This window comes from Secundilactobacillus angelensis, assembly GCF_012641075.1.
GTDB lineage: Bacteria > Bacillota > Bacilli > Lactobacillales > Lactobacillaceae > Secundilactobacillus > Secundilactobacillus angelensis.
This window is the reverse complement of sequence record NZ_JAAXLJ010000002.1, coordinates 1-25,028: the sequence shown is the minus strand read 5'-3', so window position 1 is coordinate 25,028 and position 25,028 is coordinate 1. Positions and strand designations below refer to the sequence as shown.

Sequence of the window (25,028 nt, the reverse complement as noted above, 5' to 3'; positions counted from 1 at the left end):
AAATTTACTGGATAGGAGAATTAAATGGAAAAAGAAAATGTAGTTGAACCAGCTAAACAAGCATATCCTCGAAAAAAGGTGTTTATTTCCTATTCTTGGTCAAGTAAAGCATGGGTCAATGCTCTTGCCAAAGAACTGGTAAATAACGGAATTGATGTAGCCGTTGACTTCTGGGATTTACAGAAAGGCGATGATATGTATGTATATATGGAGAAGGAGGTTAATGATAAATCCATAGACAAAGTGTTAATTGTGTGTGATAAACAGTACAAAGAAAAAGCTAATAATCGTCAAGGTGGTGTGGGCACAGAGACGCAAATATTAACCCCCGAGATATATAAGCGAACTTCCCCAAGAAAGTATATTCCAATCTTAAAGGAGCTCGATGAGAATCAACAAGCTTGCATTCCAACTTTTCTGAGTTCAAAATTTTACCTCGATTTTTCCAATCCCCAGAAACATGCAGAAATGTTCGAGGAGCTAGTCAATGTTATCTATGATCAAACGGTAATCGAAAAGCCCATGCTTGGACCGGTACCAGAAAAAATTCTTAACCATGAAGCAAATGACTATCCACTTAGAAGGGCCGCAACGTTAATCAACAGTTACGTTGACACACCGCACCGTTTGGCCAACTTATTTGAGAATGAATTTATTTCAGAACTGCTTAAGCTGGTAAAACAGTGTGATATTACTAAGGAATGGCACTCAAAAGAAGAAATTTACCAGATGGTGATGGATAAGTTAGCCAGTTTTGATTCGGTAGAAGAAAAGTTTAAGGAATGCGTGCGGCTATATATCAGAAGTGGTGAAGCGGATATTGCCTATCTGGCTGAATATTTTAGCAAGGTAAATGAATTCATTGATAAACCTCATAACCCAGAAGAAAGATTTGACGCTATTAAGTTTATCTTATTAGAGCAATTCTTGATTGTTTGCGGTGAATTGATAAAACAGCGTCAATGGGACAAGCTGAAGTATTTAGTTGAAATCAAGTATAAGAGCTCGAATTATAAGGTTAATTTTGAAGCCTTAAACAAACCGTCGATGAGTATCTATGATCATAACTCGAGTCTCAAACAGCCATTTCTAAGTCCTGAGGGCGAACTACTGTCCCAAAGAAATAAATCGGATAATAATCAATTGTGGTCAGCAGATATCTTACTATTTTATATTGGAAGGTTACGCTTTCACCGTGATGATTCGGTTTCGAGGACATGGATTCCTAAAATTCAAATTGGGGATGTGTGGGTACCAGTTCCGGACTTCCCACTGCTCGATAACTTAGACATGTCAGAAAATATGAATATATTGTTATCACTCACTGGTTTAAGTAAAGAAGAGTTAGAAGCAGCTAAGGAGTATAACGAATTTACTCGCTTCGGTAATTTTACTGGAGTTCCAGCGCTTAGTGAATATGACAGTAATAAAATGTATTAACAGTTACAAAGTAAAAGTTACTTCAGCAAATCGTACTGGGTGAATTCTCATGTTCTTTTGAAGTTGAAAGTCGCTAAGAAAACTGAATTTATTGAAATTTCTCATTATCCGTTCAACGTAGAGTGACTTTTTTAAGAAAGGAAAATAAAGATGAATAATTTATTGAACTATTTTATTACTGGGGGTATTTCATTCACAGTAGCACTAGCTGTTACTGGGCTTTTTGCACCATGGATGAATAATAAACTTGCGGAAAAAAGGAATAAAAAAGAAAAGTTTGATAACAAAATTGATAAAGTTACAGACGTCGTGCAAGCGATAGAAACTATTCGTGGACAACTGAATCTTAGAATAAGAGAAGCCTGTATAAGACAAAATTTTGATACTAGGGAAATGATAATTGATAGGCAATTTGTGACTGAACAATCTGAAAGTGTATTTTTGTTACGAAAATATTTGTTTACGTTAAATTATCTTCGAATAAGAAATCAAAAGCATTTTGAAAAACCAATTTGGGATCAATCAATTAGCTACCAAAAAGTTGCTGATAATTCGGTGAATTCGCTTGATGAAAGCATTAATGAGCTAAAAACAAATGACAAACAGACTGTCTCAAGAACTAATTGGGAATTTGATGGCGACATGGGGCTAGACTTGATAGAATCACTGGAAAAAGTACGATCACAAATATAATAAAATCATTGATTGTAATTCCGTAATTTCTTAAGTTAAAAACAGCACTTCAGATTGTAAAGTGTTGTTTTTTTGTAATTAGCATTAAATTATGAGAACTTAACACCTGAATGTATTACCCATACCAACAACCATCTCAAAATCTTTGATGAAATTAAAGTTATCATATTACCCGTTTTCCCATGGATTTGAAATTTTAACTTATTTTAATTATTCTTGATCATATAAGAGACTCCTTTGTATTTTTAAATTAAGTATTCATCATCTATCCAGAATCACTGCAAATTAACTTAGTTTCTGAAATTTATGTCACCAGTAATTTGCTTATATTATGTATAGTAAGCGCACATATACTAAAATAATCCATGAGGTGCTGACATGTTCAAACCAAAGAATAAGAATGCTCGGATAGACGTACGAGTGGATAAGCAAACAAAAGAAGAAGCTCAGAAAATCTATGCTGCGCTGGGGCTTGATCTGAGCACGGCAGTTAATATGTTCTTAGCGCAAACGGTCATCAACAACTCATGGCCACTCGACAAGTCGACTCTGATTCCAGACGATGTTGATGAAGCCCGTACTGATGCACTGCATATCCGTAATTTGACTCAATTTGACGCCATTAAACAGTTGGAAGATCATATTTAATGTAGACCGTGACGACCACTAAATCTCTGAAAGCCGATGACGAATAATGAAAACTGCAAAGGTATGGATTGCCCCATACGACAAATGGAACAAAATTAATGACAGATTTAATTCTGTTGCGTTTATTCTAATGATGATCACCATCTTTTTTCACCCGCTTTGGCTATCGCTGATAACGGGTATTGCTTGGGGCATCAGCAGTGGAATATTCTTCATTTTGCTTTGGCTGAATGAGCGCAAGAAGCACCAGCTTGCTAAAGCTGCAGTGAGGGAAAAGTCACATATTAAAGTATAATCTGATAATGAAGTCTTCTGACCTACATAGGTTAGAAGACTTTTTGTTTTTCAGCACGAAAAGATCAACAAATGTAAAATACTTTTCAGGCTTTTTAATTATGGGTAAATTAAAAGACCAGCCAACGTATAAATACGTCAGCTAGCCTTTTCAATAACTAACGTTCAGCAGTACCTTAGTTAGCAAACGGTCGAACCGTCTTTTCCTTAATTCACATGTTACTAGTTGCAATCAATGTAGTCAACCAAAACGGTAAGTATTTTAATAAAAGTTGTGATATTGACATTGTCTGCATACCAATCACTATGTCGATGGAATCTGTTTATCAGTCGTTTTCCTTGGTGAACACGGTGTTTACCTAAAGCAGGACTTTGTAATGTTTGATGTAAATAGAATAAAGAAACTAAGTCATTAACCTTTAAATCATTCAAATATTGTGAAGAGATTCCTATTGTATTTGAAGCACTTTTAACTGGAGCCGATGGCTGTCTGAGAAATTCACGTTCACTGAATAAATTGACTAAAAGGGGGTTGTTATGTGCGCACGCATTACGGATGTTTTTGGTGAATTTCAGAAATTTATGAATCCTTTTAACAGCTTTTACAGGGGAACGTTTTACGTAGAAATCAACGAACATAGACAACGTTCCCAAGGTCATAACTTCAAAAAAAACCCAAATAGACGGTTCGGCATGATGCTTTTCATATAAATCGTGAAGATACCGATTCTTTTTTAAGTAGCTAATAGTTTTTTGGTAGCTCTGCTCGTTTGCTGCTTTAAAATCTTGAACGATTGAGTAACCGTCCTCTGAGGGATCATTTGAAATTAATGACATTAATTTAACTTTAATGCCGTGTTCAATATCTAGTGAAAGATTTAGTAGGTATTCGCGTAATTGCATATCAATTGAAGCAAGATCAGTTAAATAGGCAAAGTCCAAGTTTTGATATTGATCATCGATTTTAGGGAAGTTTTTACGGTACGAAGTGAGCTTAAAGTAATAATTCTTTTGTTCAAGCATTAAGCGAGCATCATCTTCACTTGCAATGTTGAACTTAATTCCTTTTTGTTTCATGTGTGCAATGAGCATGGTGGTTGAATACATAGGCTTTATTTCTTTTAATGTCAATGTAAGTTTCCTTTCAGACCCAGAAAATATGCGGATCACGATTGAATTGAGTCGAGCTATTTACTTTTTTAGCAGCTTAATTATCTTTCAACCAAAAGGTTTCCGAGAAGTACAGGTGTAGCGTTCCCGCTTTTGTAAACTTCTTACTGAATTATTTGCAATGATGTACAGGCTAATTGTAATACAAGGTGGAGGTAGTTCATCTACTTTGTCGTTGTAATAGTAATTTGAATCAATGGGTTACCTAAACGGACTGCTGTGAGTGAATTCCTAATCTAGGAATGTGATTTTTTGTAGTCACGAGCTTTCTGCGCTCGAACTTTGTAAGTAATAAAAGCCACCACAGCCTCAAGGTAGTTCTTTTCATCGCTTATAGTCAGCTCAGGATTCTTCTGTACATAATGCGTGCCATCATTGCCTATCCATGATGCAATAGTGGCAGTTATTTCTAGGTCTTTAGAATCTAATTTTTTTATGCATGCTCCCAAAGGGAGATCCCCAATATTCTCATCTGTTTCATGAGTGTATTTTATTAAATAATCCTTTACAAGAAATTCAAGTGCCTTTCTATAACCAAACTCATCGATTTCGGAAAGGTCCTTTTGTTCAGCCATTTCAGTTTGTAAATAAATACTTTTAAACCTTGGGGATACGTCTGCAATTAATTCATCGAAGTTGTATTCATAATGGCCGAAATCATAATCATACGGTGCAATGTTCGTTGTCACAGAACTATCTAAACTATTGAAAAAGTAGTCTAATACAAAAAATGCATGACACGAATTACATTCATATAGTATAGGGAAGTGATATGTTGATTGACTATAGTTATCGACAAATTCCTCAATTGTACCGTGGTGTATGTCGGAAAAATTACTAGGAAGATTTTCAAATGCACAGTAATTAGGAACTTCAATTGAACAGTCAATTTGACCATAATTGGGTGATTTAATTTCAACGATGCTAGTTTTGGGGTAATTAGTAATGAATGGTGTTTGTGACAAAATAAACTCTCCTTACATATTGAAATAGTTTTCCGATGGAAGATTCTTTTGAGTATTAATAAAAGAACTTTCAAGTAATATTATGATTTAGTGATTTATGTGGTAAAATTTCCGCTTTTGGAGACTTTATAAGAATGTTTTCCCAAGTAAGTAAATAAAAGTGTAATGTAGTACTTTAGTTCGTAAGTTACATACGCTCTTCACCCAAATTGTTTACTCTTATAGATTAGGTTGAATTTAAGTTACTACTCTTGGTTGGAGTATATCCTCAACCTTGTATTATTCCAGCTATCATTCTAGCACATATGTTCCCCTGAAATACCCCAATCACCAAATAGGGACAAAGATAGTGAATTGTTTAAATATAACCGTAAACACTAAAAAACGGCCTCATTCCTATCAAAGGAGTGAGGTCGTTTTCACCATCGGCATTTTGGCGACATTAAAGCTTAGAAAGTTCTCGTAGTATGTCCCGTACGACGGGTTGCCCAAATATCTCAGCCGCTGATGCGTCAATAATACGTTGCTTTTCCTCCTCCGAAAGATGAGTAGGTTGGATATTTAAATCTGCGTGCTCAATACTAAATGTAATGTTTGTATTCTCCACAATAATTACCCCCATTGTGTCAATTTCCCCTCAAATCTTGTATCAGCCACCCAAGTTCTATAGACTACTACGCTTGCCCGACTTTCAAAGCAATGCACATCTGATTACGGAGAAGGGGGGTGTTATTAATGACAGCGTTTATTCTAACGATCCTTGCTAGTGTGATATCTGGCATCCTTGTAGCGTTATTCGCTAATTGGCTGGGCCGAAAACACTAGCAGGCAACGGGCGATGAAAACCAGCGAAAGGCACCAAAAAAGAGAGCCAGCACCGGCTCTCTTTTCTTGTGTCATCAATGACAACGTTTATTCATCTCTTATTCTACCAGAGAAATAAACCAAGTCAAGCAACAGCCCAGACGAAACGTACTCATCAATGGCCAATGGTTTCAGTCAAACACCGCGTCAAATTGGCAGCATGATGGCCGTCCAATTTCAGTCGATCGACGAAAGCCACCAGACTTTCAATGCCAGTCATCCTAGGTGACAAGTGAGGGGAAACGCCCTGACGGTCGTAGGATAGACGCAACGAGCACTAAATGAGCCCACTAAAAAAACGCCTCGGTGAGATGGACCGAAGTGCTTTCGTATCTAGCAAGCACTAGAACGACGTCAAACAGAGGTTGTCTTTCGACAATCAACGAGTAGTAGTCTTTCGACTACGCAGGCAGTATAGCATGTGACCAATAATATCCCAAGTTATATCACTCGGAAGCCGCAAAATATCTCATCAAGGAAAATAAAGGGGCATCTGCCACGATCCAGTCCCAAACATTAAAAAGTTAAAAAAACTTTTAACAAATTACAGCCAAAATAAGCCTACCAAAAGACCCAAGTCGTAAAATGTGAGTCTTTAAATGGCAACTAACCAGTAAGCAAAAGGGCGAACAGGCACACCATGTGGTCTAGTCCAATACTAACTAGCCAACCATAACCAAGGGTATAAACCACCGCCCAATCTGCCATACCGCACACCTTATAAATGCCGACGTAACAGGGTACCCAGCGTCCAACTCACCCGATTCGTTTCACTTACAATTCAGGCAAATGTGGGTTACTATGCACGAGTAACAAATATAAAACTTCCGTAGGAGGAAACAACACAGATGCACTATATGGACCTTACGCCGGAATGCCGCGCAAAAGTCGAAGAGCAAGGGTACCTGGTACCAGAGAAGCTGGAACTTGCAGACGTGGTCGTCAGCAATGAAGACCTGATCTTCGTACCAGACTGGCACCACGTGGTCGCCCTGATCAACAAGATCGAAACCCAAGACATTCATAACACGATCGTCATCTATGATAATCAGCGCATCATCAAGGCCAGGACAACCACTTGCCAGATGATGAAGCGCCTGCGAGAAACCTTCGCTGTCGACTTCTATAACGATATCAGGCGCACCGCCGGCCGGGCACTGGGGATCAAAAAGTCGGTACCGTTCATCTGCCAAGACTTTTGGCTCATGCCGATGAATCAGCGCATATCCGAGAATCGGAGCTGGTTTCGCTGGCATCACCGCCGCGACTTTTGGTACCACTTCGATAATGTCAGCAGGGTGGTAGTCGCTAATCAGATGGTGCTGGAATGGCAACTATCCGAATTTGCCATTCGACACCGGCAAAAGAGGTGCAAGCAGATCGCCAGTTACTTCAGGCAGAAGCTAATCCTCATGTGTCCCATCCTAGACGACAAGGAGTTCCGACTCAGCCCAGCAGACTTGAAGAAAGCCATCGTGGAAGAAGATCGGCTGAAGCGGGCACAAGTGTTACAAAAAGTCGGTTTCCTGGAGTTCCACGAGCAGGTCGATAAGGAACTCAACAAGCAACAATATGATCAGATTCCGGAAACCGAGTTCTGATTAATGTATATCTCTGGGCAAGTCATTATCAACAGTCAAATTTTACCTGTCTAGTAATTGACATCCACAGCGAAATTACTGACGTATAAGCCGGGAGAACTCTACAAATCCCAAAAATTTAGTAAAAATTGAAAAAAATGGTGAAACTTTTTTCGATTGTATAAATATTAAGATTTGATTAAGGGCAAAATAAGCGCATAACTTTTTAGGGTACACCCATAAACATACAAAAACTTCTTTGCAAGTTGTTCAGTAAACTAGCAGTTTTCCTAGCAATTTCTTCCTCCCCCGAGATAGAATTTCTAGTTCGCTAAACTCAATAGCAATATAGCACCGGATACATAAATGTACAACCCGCGCCAGATGGGACACATCTGAAAATATGATTATTTATAAAGCAAAGTGGATATTTAAAACACTTATATAAACATAATTACAAATATGAATCATAGAAAGATTAACCCCATAAACAATATTTATAATTTTTTAACTCTTACAAAGCGAATTACAACTCTCTCTTGATGCGCTGAATCAGGGTGATACTTCTTCCCGTGAGCTGTTGAATCCTGCGGACGGGGGTGTCAGCTTTTAATAAACGTTTGATTTCAAAGTAAGTTTTCCTTCTATCCGAGTTTGAGACGTTTGGCCCATAAAGAATAGGCCGTCCTTGATAGACGCCCCTTAGCTTAGCGAGTGCGATACCTTGACGTTGGCGCTCAAGGATCTTTTTGCGCTCCTCAGCTGCCAGGTATTTCTGCAGTTCAATGGTAATTGAACTGAGTAAGTTGCGGGTGTTTTCATCTCGAACATCTTCGTATGATGGGATGTCCAGAAAGTCAATGTTGGCGCCTTTACTTCGGATTTCGATGATCACATTGGTCACGTCATTTGCATTGCGGCCTAGTCGATCCAGACTAAGGACTTTGATCACATCATCTGGCTTTAATAACGCTAGCAGTTTCTTTAAGATTGGCCGGGATAGATTAGACCCTGAAGCCTTTTCTTTGAATATTCTATCAACGCCCAAATCGGACAATGCTTGGATCTGCCGAGCAAGGTTTTGGTCTTTAGTACTGACGCGCGCATAACCGTATATCATGAAAAATCCTCCTACAAAAAATGAAGTGAGACCCAATGGCCTCACTTCAAATTTTATACTTTTTGGGGTGTACCCGAAAAGGTACATCGAAAATTTACGAGGGGGGAAATTTCATTGGAAAAATATAAGTTCAACAGGCAGAAGTTGCAACGTGATTCCGCTGATCGAAAAGTACATTACAAGCTCTATAAAGCGGGAACACGTTGGCTAGTTGCTGGAATGGCAACACTGACTTTTGGAATCTCTGCGTTTGCTTTACCGCAAGAAGTTAAAGCGGACACAGTAGCTACGGATGGTAGTAACAGCAACACTACTACCATCGATCAATCAGCGACCGCGCTTAAGCAGGTCACGTTACACAATACAAGTACTGCGACCAGTACTCCAGCTACAACCCAGACTCAACAGGGGACAGCCGTAAAGAGTACTTCAGCTGACAGTACCGCTCAAGCAACAACGACTCAAGGTACTGCAACTCCTACTACTGATAGTAAGACTGCAACGCAGACAACGACTAAGGCGGCTACAACAGACAGTTCAAAGACTGCTGCACCAGCAGCAACTGATACTAAGGTCGCTGCCCAAACTGCCGCTAAGACGGACGCAATGCAGACACCTACTACCGACAGTAGCAAGACTGCTGACGCAAGCGCACAGCAATCCGCAACGGATACCAAGACGGATGCTTCAGCCAAGAGTGCGGATATCCAAAAGACTGACTTAGGCAGTACAGACACGCAACTTATTGATGCGGTTAAGACTGCTGCAGCTGCTGAGTTTGCTAAAACCGGTAAAGCCCAAGAGATTACGGCTTTAGATCCAGCTGAATCAGGTTCGACGGATACTTCAGAGTTTAATCTGGATAACCAATTTGGGATACCACAGGCGGTTTATGATAAGACTGACCCAACTAAGGTAGACACTCCTGCTAAAGGATCTGTTACCTATGATCAAGCAACTAATACGTTGACTATTAATCTGGCTAACGACTATGAGTTAACACAAAGCCAAGTTGCTGCAATCAAACAATTTGCCGGCTGGTCAGGGACTGGCAGTAATACCACCGCTCCAATGACAATTACCGGGCAATCGTTCTTCATTTCGAATAGTAAGGATGGTTTGGGTAACAGAATCTCTATTTCGAGTGATCCTCTAGTGTATAACCATATTGATATGGAAAATATAGGTGGTGACTTTCCAGACGGTGACAACGGCAATGCCTTCGGATTATTCTTGACATCCTCGGTTAGAATCGGTACAGATAACCAAGCATATCCCGATACAGAGGTTTGGGTCGCTTTGCCTAAACCCAATGAACACTTCTATGTTGCCATAAGTGATCCCAATAAGCCGCTAACTGACGCTGATAAGTCAACAGCAACAATGACGGGGCAAGTAAGTGCAACGACCGCACCGCTATATGGTAATAATACTGGTAGGGAATCAGTTTATACGTATCACTTTACTGATGCTCAACGTGATATGCTGTTGAATATGCTTGCTGACGCTAAAACAAACGGGAAGACAGTTGGTTTTACTGATGATTCCACTACGGGAATTACCGGTCACCAAGTCACTTGGAATAGTTTGTTGGCTCAAAATACAACTTCAGCTAATGTGCAAGTATCAATCGTTAATCAGAATAATCAAACGGTGTACTCACAAGAGGGTACGGGAAATGTAACGTATACTTCTCAAGCACCTTATGATAAGACGTTAACAGCAGAAACAGCTGATATTCCCAGTATTGACGTTTCACAAGCTTTGAACGCTCTTTTGAGTGGGCAATCATACTCGTACACCGTTCCAGACCCAGATGATGCAACAAAGACGATTACTAAGACAATCAATGCTGCGAAGACCACATACACTTGGGCAAATCCGAATAAGCAGCCGATAATTGGTTTCCCGTCTGCTGGTAATCCAGAAGCTGCTGATCCTAATAAACTAATCACACCTTCAGTCTATGACGAAGGTGTGGGTGGTCAGCCGGCATCAATTGACATTGCAAAGGATAGTTCAGGTGCGGCAACTGGTGTAGTTACTGCCAAGATTAACTATAAGTTGGATAAAGCAACTGATACAGTTGATGTTACTTTCCAGCTGAATGACCCAACGTTGAATGCTGGTGAAGTCAGTTATGTTGATGTGACTGATTCTGGTAAAACATCAGGATTTACTCCAGATGATATTAAAAAAGATTCATCAACAGGTAAAACAAATGTATTAACAACTGATCCAGTGCCAATTGGTAACGTTGACGATCCAATCACCTATACAGATGAACCTACTGTTTTAGCGAAGTATCCTGACTACTTTGTTGTTCAGGAAAACCTGCCAAGTGGCAAGTTCACACAGGATCAGCTTGATCATAAGAGTGCTAATGGTTATGTATACCTGGTTAAGAAGACTGCATTTGATACTACTGATCCTAGCGATGCAGAACACCAGTCTACACGTTCATTTACCTTTACAGGTGATGGTTCAACTGGGCTTAAATTGGATAACCAAACCCTTTACTGGGTAAAGCAAACAACGAACAAGGCTACGACAGATGCTAGTGGTAAGGTCACAGGCATTACGCCAAGCAGCACGTGGTTAGCATTTGCCAGCGAAGATAACGCTAAGACCTACGTTACTGATATGTCTGATACCAATCCAGACAACGATACTGATGCTGCGAAACTACTTGCCGCTGGTTACGGTGATTCAGGTACATTTGCAATTCCAGAAAACCACCAGGCAACTGCGAATAACGGTGCTACCTTAAGTGCTTCAAAGGCCGGCGCAACGCCAGTTGATGCTACTGTTGGTGCCAGTGACGTTACTGTTGATGGTAGCGTTGACGTTAAAGACATCGCAAGCAAAGCAAATCAAACAGTAACCATCACGTTGAGTGCGACTAAGTCAGCCGGTGCTGAAATTCACTATATTGATGTTTCCAACACCAAGAAGACGTCAGGCTTTGCACCTAACGATGGTAATCAGGTTGCTTCAGTTGTTCTGGATGGTGACACTGGTGCCAAGATTTCAACTGATGGTGCCAAGCTGTATGATTACGCTAAAGACGGTTACGTTGCTGTACAAAAAGCTGATCTTACTGATAAAACATATGACGCTACGACACCTGCAGAATTCTACACTTATCTGCGCAAGGCTAACACGACGTATACTCCAGACAATCCTGGCGATACGGATCAAACTAATCACGATGCGCTGACTAAGGCAGTCACCGAATACGTCACATATGGCGCTCCAGTTGGTGATGGGACGACTAAGGAAGAATTGAAGGATTACGACCTTTATCGGACGGCAACGGTTACCTATACAGAGGGTAAGACAGATCCAACCATCACTTACAGTCCATGGACAACCAACACTAACGGTGATGTAAAGCTTGATGCTGACGGTAACGTTTCTGATGGGACTGATACGATCAACGTCGCAAAGCTCACCACGAACGAACTGCAAAAGCAGCCCGGCTACACGGAATCCTTCGCGAACACTGCAACCGGCGCTACGCTGACGGATGATCAGAAGGCAGCTAACGTTGATGTTTCGCTGAAGATTGCTAAGGACGCGAATAACTCGCCGATTGAGATTGATCGGGCGGTTAACTACACGAAAGAAAAGGCAGCCGGAACCGTTCACTACGTTTACCAGAATGTTGACGGTCCAGAAGTCGCACCTGATAAGCCTATCAGCGGTGATGTTGGTGATGACTACACTAGTCAAATCACCGTACCGCCGACCATTAAAACAACAGATGGCAAAGGCACTGACGGTACCGCGCTGGATAACGGCAACGGTACATTAGATACCAGTACCCTGTACTACTATGCAACTGCTGATGTTAACGGCGGTCAGTTCAACGCTTTGCCTGATAATATTGGTCCAGATTCTCAGTACAAAACGGATGGTCAAGATATCTGGGTAATCTACACAGCTAAGCCAGGTATTGATAACTCCAAGGTAGAGGATGGCACGCCAGTTACAGTTAAGCGGACGATTCACTATGTGAAGAATGAAGTACAGTCGGATGGTAATCCTAAGGCCGTTAGTGTGGCTCCTGATGCTGTTCAAACTTTGACGTTAACGCCAAAGGTCATTAAGGATGAAAAAGGTAATGTTATTAAGACTGTATCTTATGTTGTTACCGGTTCTTCCGAAGATGGCAAAGGGACTGCTGATACTACAGTCAAGAAGATCTTCACATCACTTGCATCACCTACAGTCGCTGACTTAACACCAGACAACGCAATGGTTGATGACCAAAATGTACCTTTGGATGTCGAAGGTAACCCTGAAGATTTGGAGACTACGGTAACGTACACACCAAGTGCAAGTGCTATTCAATCATTGACGGTTCCTGACAAAGATGATCAGGGTAATGAAACTGGCACTGGCAACACGGTATACTTCTACAAGGGTCCTAAAGTCACAGATCTTAAGGACATTCCAGCAGACGATATGATTGGTCAAGTTATTGTTAAGAATGGTGAAACGCCAAAACTTGATTTGAATGTCAAGAATACCGATACTGACCCTAAAGATAATAAGACCACTTACACTATCTATAACGGTACAACCGAGGTTGGTACTTTCGATGCTCAGAATGGTGAAGATGGTAAAGCACCAAATATCTACTCATTTACTGTGGACACACCAGCTACTAAAGGCCAAGACGGTACAATCACCCAAGCAGCAAGTCACACAACTTATTTCTACACTGGTGACAAGATTCCAGATCCCGCTCAAGGTACTCAGCTGACACAAGCTGATATCGAAAAGAATAAGGATACAGAAATCGGCCATGTTACTGTTGATGATCCGCTGATTGGCGCTCAGGATAACCATGACGGGACCTTTACACTCACTGTTAACGGTCAACCGAGTGGTACTGCGGTCGCAATGCCAAAGGGAAATATTCCAGCGTTTGTAGCTGGTGACCACGTTGACAAGACTGACACAGCCAATGGTTACACGCCAATCTATATCTTTGCTGATGGTGATACGACGAACACTGCTGGTGGCAATAGAACAGAAGTTGATATTCCGGATGCACCAGCCGGTAATTTACCAGATCTGGATCTTCAAGATAATCATGACGGTACATTTGAACTTACAATTAACGGGGTAGGTACTGGTACACCGATCACTCTTCCAACCAAAGCCCCAACCATTCACTCCGTCACTGTTAATGATACTGATAAGGGTACCCACACCACTTACTTCTACACGGGTGATGTGCCAGCAACTCATACAGACGGTACAGCGATTACGCCTGAATCGCCATTAACCTATGAAGATGTTCAAAATGCTAAGAACCCAATCATTGGGGATGTGGAGACTCATGATGGTGAAGACGGTCAGACACCGCAAGTTGAAACGATTCCGGATCCTGACGATCCAAGCAAGAACGTTTATAACTTCTATATTCCTGGCCCTAATAATTCACACCAGTCAATCGGTACGGTTGAAGAACCAACACCGGAAGCTATTCACTCATTTACAGTCGATAAGTTAGGCGATGCTACTACTGGTACACCAACTCAGCACACGACTTACTTCTACACCGGTGATGTACTCAAACCTGCAGAAGGTGAAGATGCGCTGACACCAGCTGATATTCCAGCAGGAGCTAAAGTAGGTGAAGTGACTGTTTCTGATGGGGTTTCACCACAAATCGAAACGATTCCGGATCCTGATGATTCAACCAAGAACGTTTACAGCTTCTATGTCACTGGACCTGATGGCCACCATCAATCAGTTGGGACGATTCCAATTCCTAAGGATGGTCAAACACCAACGATTCAGACGGCTGATAAGTATGCCAAGGATGGTACGACTGTTATTGGTAAGACGATTACAGTTAACTCATTTAAGGATGATGGGACACCAGATGTTCAAACCTTCGTTGTGTTGAATCCACCGATTATCACTCACGCTGATGTCAAAGATGATCCAACCAACAAGGACAAAGTTACTGGCGAAGAGATCACCATTACCAGTTACGACAATGATGGTAATCCAACGAAAGAAAACTTCACGATTAAGAATGGTACGGATGGCAGCAGCAACACCAACGGCGACCCTCATATCAAAGAAGAGGGTGGCAACTTAATCCTGTTTATCCCTGCTGGTAAAGATGCTGATGGCAACGATGTTCCTGAAAAAGACCTTGGCACAGTTCCACTACCTGGTGCCGGTGACACGATTACTGCCGAACGGGTCAAGGATACTGATAAGCCAGGTATCGGTGGTGTTAAGATCACGGTTACCCACGCTACAGGCGACCCAACCATCACTTATCTCTACGATGGTGAAAATGGGAAGAATGCCCAAACGCCAAGTGTCAAGCCTGGGACGGATGAAAAAGGTAATAAAGTTTTGACCTTCTTTATTCCAGCTAACGGCGACACACCTGAACAAGACTTAGGCAACATTCCTGCACCAAAGGATGGCGACACGATCACCACAAGTGCAATTGATGGCGATGCTGACCATCCAAACGGCGGCATTTTGATCACGATCAAACACGGTGATGGCAGCAAAGATACCACCGAGACCATTTGGAATGGTAACGACGGTGCTACACCAGTCGTTGATCCAAAGGGGACGGATAACGGTGATGGCACGACCACGTACCAGTTCACTGTTAACGGCAAACCAACTGGTTCATTCACCGTTAAGGATGGTAAAGATGGTGCTGATGGACAAGCGGTTCAAGCTAAGACTGGGATGGATATTAATGGTAACCCAGTCATCATCTTCTTTACGCCTGCTCATGATGATATACCTGAAAACGATATGGTTACGATTCCTCAACCAAAAGATGGTGACACCATCACAGCAACACCAATCGATGGCGACGCTGATCATCCAAACGGCGGTACGCTGTTGACCATCAAACATGGTGATGGCAGTGATGATACGACCCAAACCATCTGGAATGGTAACGATGGTGCTTCACCAGTTGTTGATCCAAAGGGGATTGATAACGGCGACGGCACAACCACTTACAACATGACTGTCAACGGTCAGCCAGCCGGTTCATTTACCGTCAAGAACGGTAATGATGGCAAGGATGGTACGCCACTTTCAGTTAAACCTGGTACGGATAAAGATGGGAAACCAACGTTGGTCTTCTACATTCCAGGTCCAAAGGGCGATGGCACGGATGATACTGATATCAGCACTTTGCCAGTTCCAAATACGGGTGACACGATCACCAGCGAACGGGTAACCGATACTGATAAGCCAGGTGTAAGCGGTGTTAAGATTACGGTTACCCATGCCAATGGCGATCCGGATACCATTTCCTACATCTATGACGGTGCTACACCAGAGATTACACCATCTCAAGACGGTAAGAGCTTTACCATTTCAATCGGTGGCAAAGATGTGGCGACAATCAAGAATGGTGAAGATGGTAAGACACCAGAGATTACCGTAACGCCTAACAAAGATGACGCGGGTAACGTCATTAGCAACACACTAACGATCACTACTCCAGGTTCAACTGACGCACCACAAACTGTAACCATTTCTAACGGTGCAACACCAACATTTACCAAGACTGAAACTGGCTACGATATCATGCTGAATGGTACCAAGGTCGGTGAACTTAAGGATGGTGAAGACGGTAAGACGCCAACGGTTACAACTAAGCCAGCTACTGATGAAAATGGCAAGCCAATCGGAACCACACTGGTTATCAATGGTCAGGACTCCGGTACGATCTTGAACGGTCCTAAGGGTGACACGGGTGATTCACCAGTCATCACGCCAGAACTTGATGACAGTGGCAACCCAACTGGCAACTTCGTCATTAAAGTTGGCGACAAGACGGTTGGTACCCTGCAAAACGGTAAAGACGGTAAGACACCTGAATTTACTGAAAACAAGGATACTGATGGTAAAGTTCTCGGTTACACCATTACGATTGATGGCAAGACGGTCGGTACCATTACCAATGGTAAAGATGGTTCAGTTGTAACCACTAAGCCATTAATGGATGGCGATAAACAAATCGGCGTTACGCTGGTCATTGATGGTAAAGACTCCGGTACCATCTTGAATGGTCCCCAAGGTGAAAAAGGTGATAAGGGTGATCCAGGTTCTTCACCAGTCATCACACCAGAAGTTGATGAAAATGGTCAACCAACTGGCAACTTTACCATTACGGTAGGCGAGCAAACGGTTGGAACCTTGCGCAGTGGTAAAGATGGTGCAACACCACAGTTCAACCCAGTCAAGGACAATGACGGCAACGTCACTGGCTACGACATTCTGGTTAACAACACCAAGGTTGGCTCTATCACCAATGGTAAAGATGGTGCTACACCAGTCATTACCCAGACGCCGACAACGGATGGCGATGGCAACGTTACTGGGACCACAATTACCATTACCACGCCAGGTTCTGATAAGACTCAAACCATCAACGTTACTAATGGTAAAGACGGCTCAACGCCTGTACTGACGCCTGAAAAAGACGATAATGGCAACATTATTGGTTACGCAATTACCATCAACGGCAACCCAGCCGGTGAGCTTAAGAATGGTAAGGATGGTTCTGTTGTCACGACTAAGCCAGCGCTTGACAAGGACGGCAACCAAATTGGTGTCACCATTGTGATCGATGGCAAAGACGGCGATACGATCCTGAATGGTAAAGATGGTGCTTCACCAGTTATCACGCCTGAAAAAGATCCTAACGGCAACCCAACTGGGACGCTTGATATCGTTATCGATGGTAAGACTGTCGGCACACTGCACAATGGTGTAGATGGTAAGACCCCTGACTTCACGCCAGTTAAAGACGATCAGGGCAATATCATCAGCTACAACATTACCATTGACGGCAAGACGGTCGGCAGCATCAAGAACGGTGTTGATGGTAAGACACCAGTGATTACCCAGACGCCTGAAAAGGATACTGACGGCAAGACTATTGGCACAACCATCACCATTACCACGCCAGGTTCTGATCAACCAGCTCAAACCATTAACATTTCTAACGGTAAAGATGGTACCGATGGTAAGACACCACAGGTTAAAGCCGTTCCGGGCGCTGATGGCAAGACATCGTACGTCTTCTACACGATTGACCCGGATGGTACGGAACACGACTTTGGTACCATTGACGCACCTAAGGATGGGAAGTCAATCACCGTTACCGACACTTCGAAAGATGATCAAGGTAACACGGTTGTCACCTTCTCTGATGGTACTAAAGCAACGATCGATAAGGGTGCTGATGGTAAGGATGCTCAGACGCCTAGAGTTAAGGAAGTTACCGATGGTGATGGTAACAAGACGCTGGTCTTCTACATTCCAGGTCAAAACGGTTCTGACGACCAGGTCGTTGGCAACGTTCCTGCTCCTAAAGACGGGCACACACCATTGGTTGAACCACTCAAGGATGATAATGGCAACGTTACAAATTACCAGTTCTACTACACTAACGACCAGGGTGAAAAGGTTTCAACTGGTATTGTTCCGGCACCTAAGGACGGTTCTACGCCAACGGTTAAACCTTACACTGGTACTGATGGTAAGACTGGCTACACCTTCACGCTGAACGGCGTTGATTACAACGTTACTAACGGTGTTGATGGTCAAGATGGTGAAGACGGTACCGATGGTAAAGACTTAACCGTCACCGGCTCAACCATTGATCAGGATGGCAACACCATTGTTACCTTCTCCGATGGCCATAACGTCAAGATTCCTGCCGGCGCTGCTGGTAAGGATGGTCAAACACCACGGGTTAAGGAAGTTCCTAACCCTGATGGGACTAAGTCACTGGTATTCTACATTCCAGGTCCTGCAGGTGATGGTTCCGATGATACAGTTCTCGGCAAGGTTGATGCACCTAAGGATGGGACTAACGGTACGGATGGTAAAGATGGTCAGACGCCAACAGTTAAACCAATTAAGGATGCTGACGGCAACACCATTTCATACGAATTCTACATTCCAGGTCCTACTGGTGATGGTTCTGACGACAAGATCATGGGCATCGTTCCGGCACCTAAGGATGGTAAAGACGGCGCAGCATTAACCGTTAAGAGCCAACTTATCAATTCCGACGGCAACACGGTCGTTACCTTCAGCGATGGTTCACAAATCATTGTTAACAAAGGTAAAGATGGCACTAACGGTACTGATGGTAAGGATGCGCCAACACCTCAAGTTAGAACTGTGAAGGGTGAAGACGGCACGAATGCTTACGAGTTCTACGTTGTTAACCCAGACGGTTCAACCACGACAATTGGTACAGTTAAGGCACCTAAAGATGGTATCAACGGGACTAACGGTGTCGATGGTAAGGATGCTCAAACACCTCAGGTTAAGGAAGTAACGAACTCAGATGGCTCGAAGTCATACGAGTTCTACATCACCAACCCAGATGGTTCTACCACCGATATGGGTAACGTTCCAGCGCCTAAGGATGGTAAAGATGGTGAAACGCCTACAGTAACACCACACACTGACGGCGAAGGCAATGTTGATGGTTACACATTTACTATCGACGGTCACGACTACACCGTTAAGAATGGTGAAGACGGTAAAGATTTGACGATCAAGAGTTCAACTACTGATAAGGATGGCAACACTGTCATTATCTTCAGCGATGGCTCAACCGTCACAGTTGATAAAGGTGCTAAGGGTGATAAAGGCGACAAAGGTGATCAAGGTGAACCAGGTGAGACGCCTCAAGTGAAAGCGGTTGTTGGCCAAGACGGCAAGACTTCATACGTCTTCTACACCATTGGTGAAGATGGCAAGGAAGTTGACGTCGGTACGGTTGACGCACCTAAAGACGGTCAAGATGCACAAACACCACAGGTTAAGGAAGTCACGAATAATGATGGTTCGAAGTCATACGTCTTCTACATCACTAATCCAGATGGCTCCGAAAAGACGGTTGGTAATGTACCGGCACCTAAGGACGGTCAAGATGGCGAGACGCCAACGGTTACACCATACGATAAAGATGGTCAAACCGGCTTTACCTTCACGATCGGCGGTAAGGACTACACCGTTTTGAATGGTAAAGATGGTGTGGATGGTAAAGATGGTCTCACGCCTCAAATGAAAGTGGTTAAGGGCGAAGACGGCACGACTTCATACGAGTTCTACGTCAACAACCCAGATGGCTCTGAGACGCCGGTTGGCTTGATCACCGCACCTAAGGATGGTCAAGATGGCAAGACCCCATCAGTCGAACCAATCACTGACGCTAACGGCAATACAGTTAGCTACAACTTCTACTACACCAACGATAAGGGCGAGAAAGTCACACTTGGGATGGTTCCTGCACCTAAGGATGGCCAAACCCCAACAGTTACACCGCACACTGATGGTGATGGCAACGTTGACGGCTGGACCTTTACCTTGAATGGTAAGGATTACACCGTTAAGAATGGTCAAGACGGTGCAGATGGTCAAAGCATCACCGTTGTTAGCCAAGCACCTGATGCAGATGGTAATACGGTTGTTACCTTCAGCGATGGCAGTCAAGTTAAGATTCCTAACGGCAAAGACGGTAAGAACGGTCAAACGCCTCAAGTCAAAGCCGTTGAGAACACTGACGGCACGACTTCATACGAGTTCTACGTCCTTAACCCAGACGGCTCAACCACTACTGTTGGTAAGGTTAACGCACCAAAAGATGGTGTGGATGGTAAGACACCGCACGTTGAAGCTATCAAAGATGGCGACGGTAACATCGTTGCTTACAACTTCTACTACACTAACGCTGACGGCGACAAGGTTTCCGTTGGTCGCGTAGACGCACCGAAGAATGGTGTGGATGGTAAAGATGGTCAAACGCCAACGGTTGCGCCACACTACGATGCTGACGGCAATGTCGATGGGTGGACCTTCACCCTGAACGGTATTGATTACACCCTTAAGGATGGTAAAGACGGCAAAGATGGTGCTGACGGTAAAGATGGTCAAACACCACAAATCGATCCTTCCAAGACGGTAGTCAATAAAGAAGCCGGCACAACCACTTACTACTTCACTTACCCAGACGGCAGCAATGCTGGTTCAATCACGGTGCCAAACGGTGGTGGCAGCACCACTGGTGATGGTACGGGTACTGGTAACGGTGGCATTAACATTACCAACAACAATATCAACAACGGCGGCGGTAGTGATGGTCAAGGAACCGATAGTTCGACGACTTCGAATACGTCGACGACCACCAACACCACGACTAATCCTGATGGTTCAAAGACCGTTAAGACCGTTGAGATTATTATTAATCCAGATGGCTCGAAGACGACTAAGACAACCACCACGACGACGCCAGGTGAAGATGGTGCCGATTCTACGACCACGATCAACATCGTAACGACACCTGCTGATAACACGAAGCCAAGTGATAACAATGGCGGCAATACTGGTACTGACGGGTCTTCAACGAACACCACTAAGACGGTGACGATCACTAATAACACGGATGGTTCAACGACCACCAAGACGGTTATTGTCACGATCGTTACGGATCCTAGCGGCAATAAGACCACGACGACCACGACCGAAATTGTGACGACTCCGGGTAAAGACAACACGGATAACAATGGTGGCAATAACTCTAACACCACCACGAATAAGACGGTCACGATCACCAATGGCCCAGATGGTTCGAAGACGACTGAGACGGTTATCATTACCACGATTACCAACCCAGACGGTTCTAAGTCAACGACCACCACGGACACGATTGAAAAGGTTCCTGGCGGTGTAACACCAAATGGCAATACCCCAGATGGCAACACACCGGATGGTAACAAGCCAGGTGGTAATACACCAGACGGCAACGTACCAAATGGCAATGTACCAGATGGTAATACCCCAACTGGTAACACACCAACAGGTAACAATACCCCAGGCGGTAACACCCCAACGGGCAACACACCAACAGGTGACAATACCACGACGACAACTGGTGACAATACGGTTGTTCCAGGCGGCGATAACGGTCAAACCACGACGACTGATGGCGATTCTACCGGTGTCGATGGTGACAGCCTGATCGGCGACAACGGTACTGATACCGACAACGGCGGTGTGGTGACTGAAACGGGTTACGATACTGAAGGCGGCAAGGCTGCCCCAACCGCCACCACGCAAGTTCTCTCTGGCACCAGCAACACTAAGCAGGCTAGTGTAGCTGCTAAGACGTTGCCACAAACCAGCGAGACCAACGATGGCGAAGCAGCAGTCATGTTAGGTATCGGCGCAAGTGTTCTGGAGGCCGCAATGGTCTACGGTGCATTGAAGCGTAAGAAACGTCACGATGATGACGAGGATGCTCTGTATTAATTGAAACCGGTTAATTCATTCTCCGAAAGTCACGAATTGAACCAAGATTTCCCATAGCTGATTCTTCCTCATAGCGGTCACGGCGGCCCCCAACGTTTCTTGACTGCTAATCATAATCAGCACTCATCGAGATGAGTTCATCTCGATTCCCCGGCGGAGCCTGACCGCTGGGGATACATAGCAACACTAATATTTTAGGAGGTAGGCGCAATGGAAAAGCAGATCAGTATTATCATCCCAGTTAACAACGCACAGGAGAGCGATTTGGCAGTCCCGTTATCATCCATTAACAATCAAATCGGGGTGGATTTAGCCCAGATCGAAGTGATCTTGGTGGATAACGGCACGTACAAGCTGAAGCAGCCCAAACTACTGGAACTGTTTGCCAATATTGAAATGACCTACCTCAAAACGAATCAAGCTTTGGATTGGGTGGCAGCGTTGCAGTTTGGCTTGGGCCAGGCCACAGGCACATACGTGATGTTTATGGGGGTCAATGGTCAGCTGAACCAGACCGATATTTTGCAGACCTTCCTGCGGCAGATGAAGGCGCATGCGGGAGCCGATGTCATTTCACCGTTACTGCTGGAACAGGCGTTTTCACCTGATCTGCAGTTTGATTATAAAGTTGGCCAAAACACGCGAACGGTTCGTGGCCGACTGTTTCGACGGGGCTTTCTCAGTGAACAGCAGATTAATTTCCCCGTTGGCGTACCTGAACACGCAGAAGAATATTTCTGCAACCTCGTTCATCTATTTGCTAACGAAGATGTGGCGGTCAACGAAATCGGCTACACTAAGTTCACGAACCGCCACTTACCAGCCGGTGTCTTAGCTGGCTTCAAGCGGCCGGTCGACCCCCAATGGCTGACCATGAAGGAACAATATTTTGAGAAACTCAAGAACTTGAATCAGCAGACCTACGCGAATGAATTTGCCCGCTTCGTGGTTCGTTTCTACAGCCAGATCAAACAGCTGCCAGAAACGGCTAAGGGAACCATGCAGCAGCTGATGCAGTCGCTAGTAGGGAAGAACGCGCTGACTTGGGGGTACGTCCTTGGGTTTATCGGTGATTTGAAGCGTCAAGACCAGTCACCAAAGGCACCCTGGAACGCTGAGACCGCTCAGTTCAATCAGTATCTGGACGGCTTCACGGTTTATTTGAAACAGTTGGGCTTTTCCTTTAACGTCGCGCAAAATTAAGGGGGATATGGACGATGAGTAAGCTAGTATCAATTATTATCCCGTATCACAACGAGACGTTAAACCAGCTCAGACGGGTATTATCGTCGATCAACAATCAAACGGGGATCGATTTTACCCAGGTGGAAGTCATCCTTATTGGTGATGGGGCTGAAGCCATCGATGGGGACGCGCTGTTTGAGGAATTTGAAAACTTAGACGCCCGCTATTACGGCTATGAAGACAGCCTAGGTGCTGGCGTGGCTCGGCAGGTCGGTATGGACATATCTAGTGGGGATTACTATATGTTCGTGGACGCCGACGATGAGCTGCAAAATACCCAAGCACTGTGGTCGTTCTTCAACGCAGTCAAAGCGGGGGACCATCAAGTCATTATCGCGCGCTATGTAGAGGAAATCCGCGATGCTGACGGCACGTACCAGTACGTCACTCATCCTGAGCATAACTGGCAGACGGTTGCCGCTAAATGGTTTAACCGGAAGTATATTTCCAGCCTGTCGCTCACGTGGCGGGAAGATCTGCAATTCAATGAAGACACCTACTTTGTGGGGCTGGCGTGTGCCATGGCCACCGATATTTCGTACCTGGATAAAGTGGTCTATATCTGGCTGTGGCACGAGGATGCCATTAAACGGGCGCTTGCTGGTCAGCTTGATCAGTGGGTCGAAGTCAACCGTTATCTGTTAGAGAAGATTCGTGATCAGCGGCCTGAACAGCTGGTGCCTCGCGCGGTGGCGTATTTCGCCGACATTTACCTTCGCGCGCAACGCTTTCCTGCAGCGGACCAGGAAACTTTTCAGCGGGAACACGCCCAGCTAGTTCGGGAGTTTGCCAGCATCTGGCCCAACGTCAGTGCTTTGGTGGGGAATCAGATCGATCATTTACTCGCCACTGAGCCAGCCTATAAGGGATTGACGAAAGCTAGTCTGATGGCCTTCTTGGTGGATCAGATCAAGCTCTTGCAAGTGGCGGCGAAGTGATCAGACAGTAACTAACGCTTTATATTCAGCCGGCAAAAAAACGATTATCTTTAATCGCTTTTTTGTTCTGGAGGGAAGGATCTGCTACCAATAACACCAGACCCGTTCATTACTATCTTGAGGGGACTTGATTGGCATGAGTAAAGTGATTAATATGGTAAACCAAAAATTTGGTCGTTTGTTAGTGGTTACCCGGGCTTACGACAAGGGGGCGAATGGTAACGCTCGTTGGAACTGCGTATGCGATTGCGGTAAACACATTGTTGCGGATGGTTACTCCCTGCGCCACGGCATTACTCGAAGTTGCGGCTGCTTACGGCGAGAAATGTCCAGTCAAGCCGCGAAGTGTAATGAAGCTTTTGTGGCCAATCAGGGCAATCCTATGTACAACGAAGATGGCATTGCCTATTCCAGCTTGTATAAGGGGAAGCGGAATCGAACGGGCGTGATCGGCGTATCATTTGATAACAACGCTCAGCGGTTCGTCGCCCGGCTCATGTTTCATGGTAGATACGTGCTGAACCATATGACGCCCGACTTTGAAGAAGCGGTGCGGTTGCGTAAGGAAGCCGAAGAACGGTACTTTAAGCATCCGGTAAAGTAGCATGTGGCTGCTTGCTATAGTTGGGAAAGATGATATAATTAATATTGTAAAAAGTTGAACACTGTGAACACCAATAGCCTTAGCAGATGCGACTGCTAAGGCTATTTTTTACGCTAAAAG

13 protein-coding genes are annotated in these 25,028 nt (G+C 44.1%); 10 read left to right on the top strand and 3 right to left on the bottom strand.

What is annotated here, in order from left to right; all coding sequences use genetic code 11:
- Positions 1-24: 24 nt before the first annotated feature.
- The 4 genes from HC026_RS00985 (at position 25) to HC026_RS00970 (ending at position 3,076) form a co-directional block, all read left to right on the top strand.
- Entirely contained in the window at positions 25-1,440 is a 1,416-nt protein-coding gene (locus HC026_RS00985; protein ID WP_168924118.1) for an SEFIR domain-containing protein, read from the top strand.
- A 150-nt stretch (positions 1,441-1,590) separates the two neighbouring features.
- On the top strand, positions 1,591-2,133 hold the full coding sequence (locus HC026_RS00980) for a hypothetical protein (protein WP_168924117.1): 543 nt from the start codon (positions 1,591-1,593) through the stop codon (positions 2,131-2,133).
- A 378-nt stretch (positions 2,134-2,511) separates the two neighbouring features.
- Complete coding sequence (locus HC026_RS00975; RefSeq protein ID WP_168924116.1) at positions 2,512-2,781, top strand: type II toxin-antitoxin system RelB/DinJ family antitoxin; 270 nt, start codon at positions 2,512-2,514, stop codon at positions 2,779-2,781.
- A 46-nt stretch (positions 2,782-2,827) separates the two neighbouring features.
- Positions 2,828-3,076 (top strand): DUF2628 domain-containing protein, encoded by a 249-nt coding sequence (locus tag HC026_RS00970; RefSeq protein ID WP_168924115.1) that lies wholly within the window; start codon positions 2,828-2,830, stop codon positions 3,074-3,076.
- Between the two features lie 221 nt (positions 3,077-3,297).
- Here the strand turns inward: HC026_RS00970 and HC026_RS00965 are convergent, their stop codons facing one another.
- Together HC026_RS00965 and HC026_RS00960 are read right to left on the bottom strand one after the other, a co-directional pair.
- On the bottom strand, positions 3,298-4,206 hold the full coding sequence (locus tag HC026_RS00965) for an Abi family protein (protein WP_232843554.1): 909 nt from the start codon (positions 4,204-4,206) through the stop codon (positions 3,298-3,300).
- Positions 4,207-4,481: 275 nt separating this feature from the next.
- A complete protein-coding gene (locus tag HC026_RS00960; RefSeq protein ID WP_168924114.1) occupies positions 4,482-5,210 on the bottom strand; it encodes a DUF4145 domain-containing protein in 729 nt (242 codons plus the stop codon).
- 735 nt (positions 5,211-5,945) lie between these two features.
- Here HC026_RS00960 and HC026_RS00955 point away from each other — a divergent pair.
- Positions 5,946-6,035, top strand: a complete 90-nt coding sequence (locus tag HC026_RS00955; RefSeq protein WP_168924113.1) for a type I toxin-antitoxin system Fst family toxin — start codon at positions 5,946-5,948, stop codon at positions 6,033-6,035.
- Positions 6,036-6,922: 887 nt separating this feature from the next.
- Entirely contained in the window at positions 6,923-7,675 is a 753-nt protein-coding gene (locus HC026_RS00950) for a competence protein ComK (protein ID WP_168924112.1), read from the top strand.
- A 505-nt stretch (positions 7,676-8,180) separates the two neighbouring features.
- Here the strand turns inward: HC026_RS00950 and HC026_RS00945 are convergent.
- A complete protein-coding gene (locus HC026_RS00945; RefSeq protein ID WP_168924111.1) occupies positions 8,181-8,774 on the bottom strand; it encodes a recombinase family protein in 594 nt (197 codons plus the stop codon).
- Positions 8,775-8,888: 114 nt separating this feature from the next.
- Here HC026_RS00945 and HC026_RS00940 point away from each other — a divergent pair, with 114 nt between their 5' ends.
- The 4 genes from HC026_RS00940 (at position 8,889) to HC026_RS00925 (ending at position 24,908) form a co-directional block, all read left to right on the top strand.
- A complete protein-coding gene (locus HC026_RS00940; protein WP_168924110.1) occupies positions 8,889-22,121 on the top strand; it encodes a KxYKxGKxW signal peptide domain-containing protein in 13,233 nt (4,410 codons plus the stop codon).
- 210 nt (positions 22,122-22,331) lie between these two features.
- Positions 22,332-23,324: a glycosyltransferase gene (locus HC026_RS00935; protein WP_168924109.1), complete on the top strand. Its 993-nt coding sequence runs from the start codon at positions 22,332-22,334 to the stop codon at positions 23,322-23,324.
- A 14-nt stretch (positions 23,325-23,338) separates the two neighbouring features.
- Positions 23,339-24,304, top strand: coding sequence for a glycosyltransferase family 2 protein (locus tag HC026_RS00930; protein ID WP_168924108.1), 966 nt, complete (start codon positions 23,339-23,341; stop codon positions 24,302-24,304).
- A 136-nt stretch (positions 24,305-24,440) separates the two neighbouring features.
- Positions 24,441-24,908 carry an AP2 domain-containing protein gene (locus tag HC026_RS00925; RefSeq protein WP_168924107.1) on the top strand — a complete coding sequence of 156 codons (468 nt, stop codon included), beginning with the start codon at positions 24,441-24,443 and terminating at the stop codon, positions 24,906-24,908.
- The last annotated feature ends 120 nt before the right edge of the window (positions 24,909-25,028 follow it).

Bases quoted from the DNA above. Each gene is read 5' to 3' on its own strand.
- HC026_RS00985 (WP_168924118.1), top strand. From the start codon at position 25: ATGGAAAAAGAAAATGTAGTTGAACCAGCTAAACAAGCATATCCTCGA.
- HC026_RS00980 (WP_168924117.1), top strand. From the start codon at position 1,591: ATGAATAATTTATTGAACTATTTTATTACTGGGGGTATTTCATTCACA.
- HC026_RS00975 (WP_168924116.1), top strand. From the start codon at position 2,512: ATGTTCAAACCAAAGAATAAGAATGCTCGGATAGACGTACGAGTGGAT.
- HC026_RS00970 (WP_168924115.1), top strand. From the start codon at position 2,828: ATGAAAACTGCAAAGGTATGGATTGCCCCATACGACAAATGGAACAAA.
- HC026_RS00955 (WP_168924113.1), top strand. From the start codon at position 5,946: ATGACAGCGTTTATTCTAACGATCCTTGCTAGTGTGATATCTGGCATC.
- HC026_RS00950 (WP_168924112.1), top strand. From the start codon at position 6,923: ATGCACTATATGGACCTTACGCCGGAATGCCGCGCAAAAGTCGAAGAG.
- HC026_RS00945 (WP_168924111.1), bottom strand. From the start codon at position 8,774: ATGATATACGGTTATGCGCGCGTCAGTACTAAAGACCAAAACCTTGCT.
- HC026_RS00935 (WP_168924109.1), top strand. From the start codon at position 22,332: ATGGAAAAGCAGATCAGTATTATCATCCCAGTTAACAACGCACAGGAG.
- HC026_RS00930 (WP_168924108.1), top strand. From the start codon at position 23,339: ATGAGTAAGCTAGTATCAATTATTATCCCGTATCACAACGAGACGTTA.
- HC026_RS00925 (WP_168924107.1), top strand. From the start codon at position 24,441: ATGAGTAAAGTGATTAATATGGTAAACCAAAAATTTGGTCGTTTGTTA.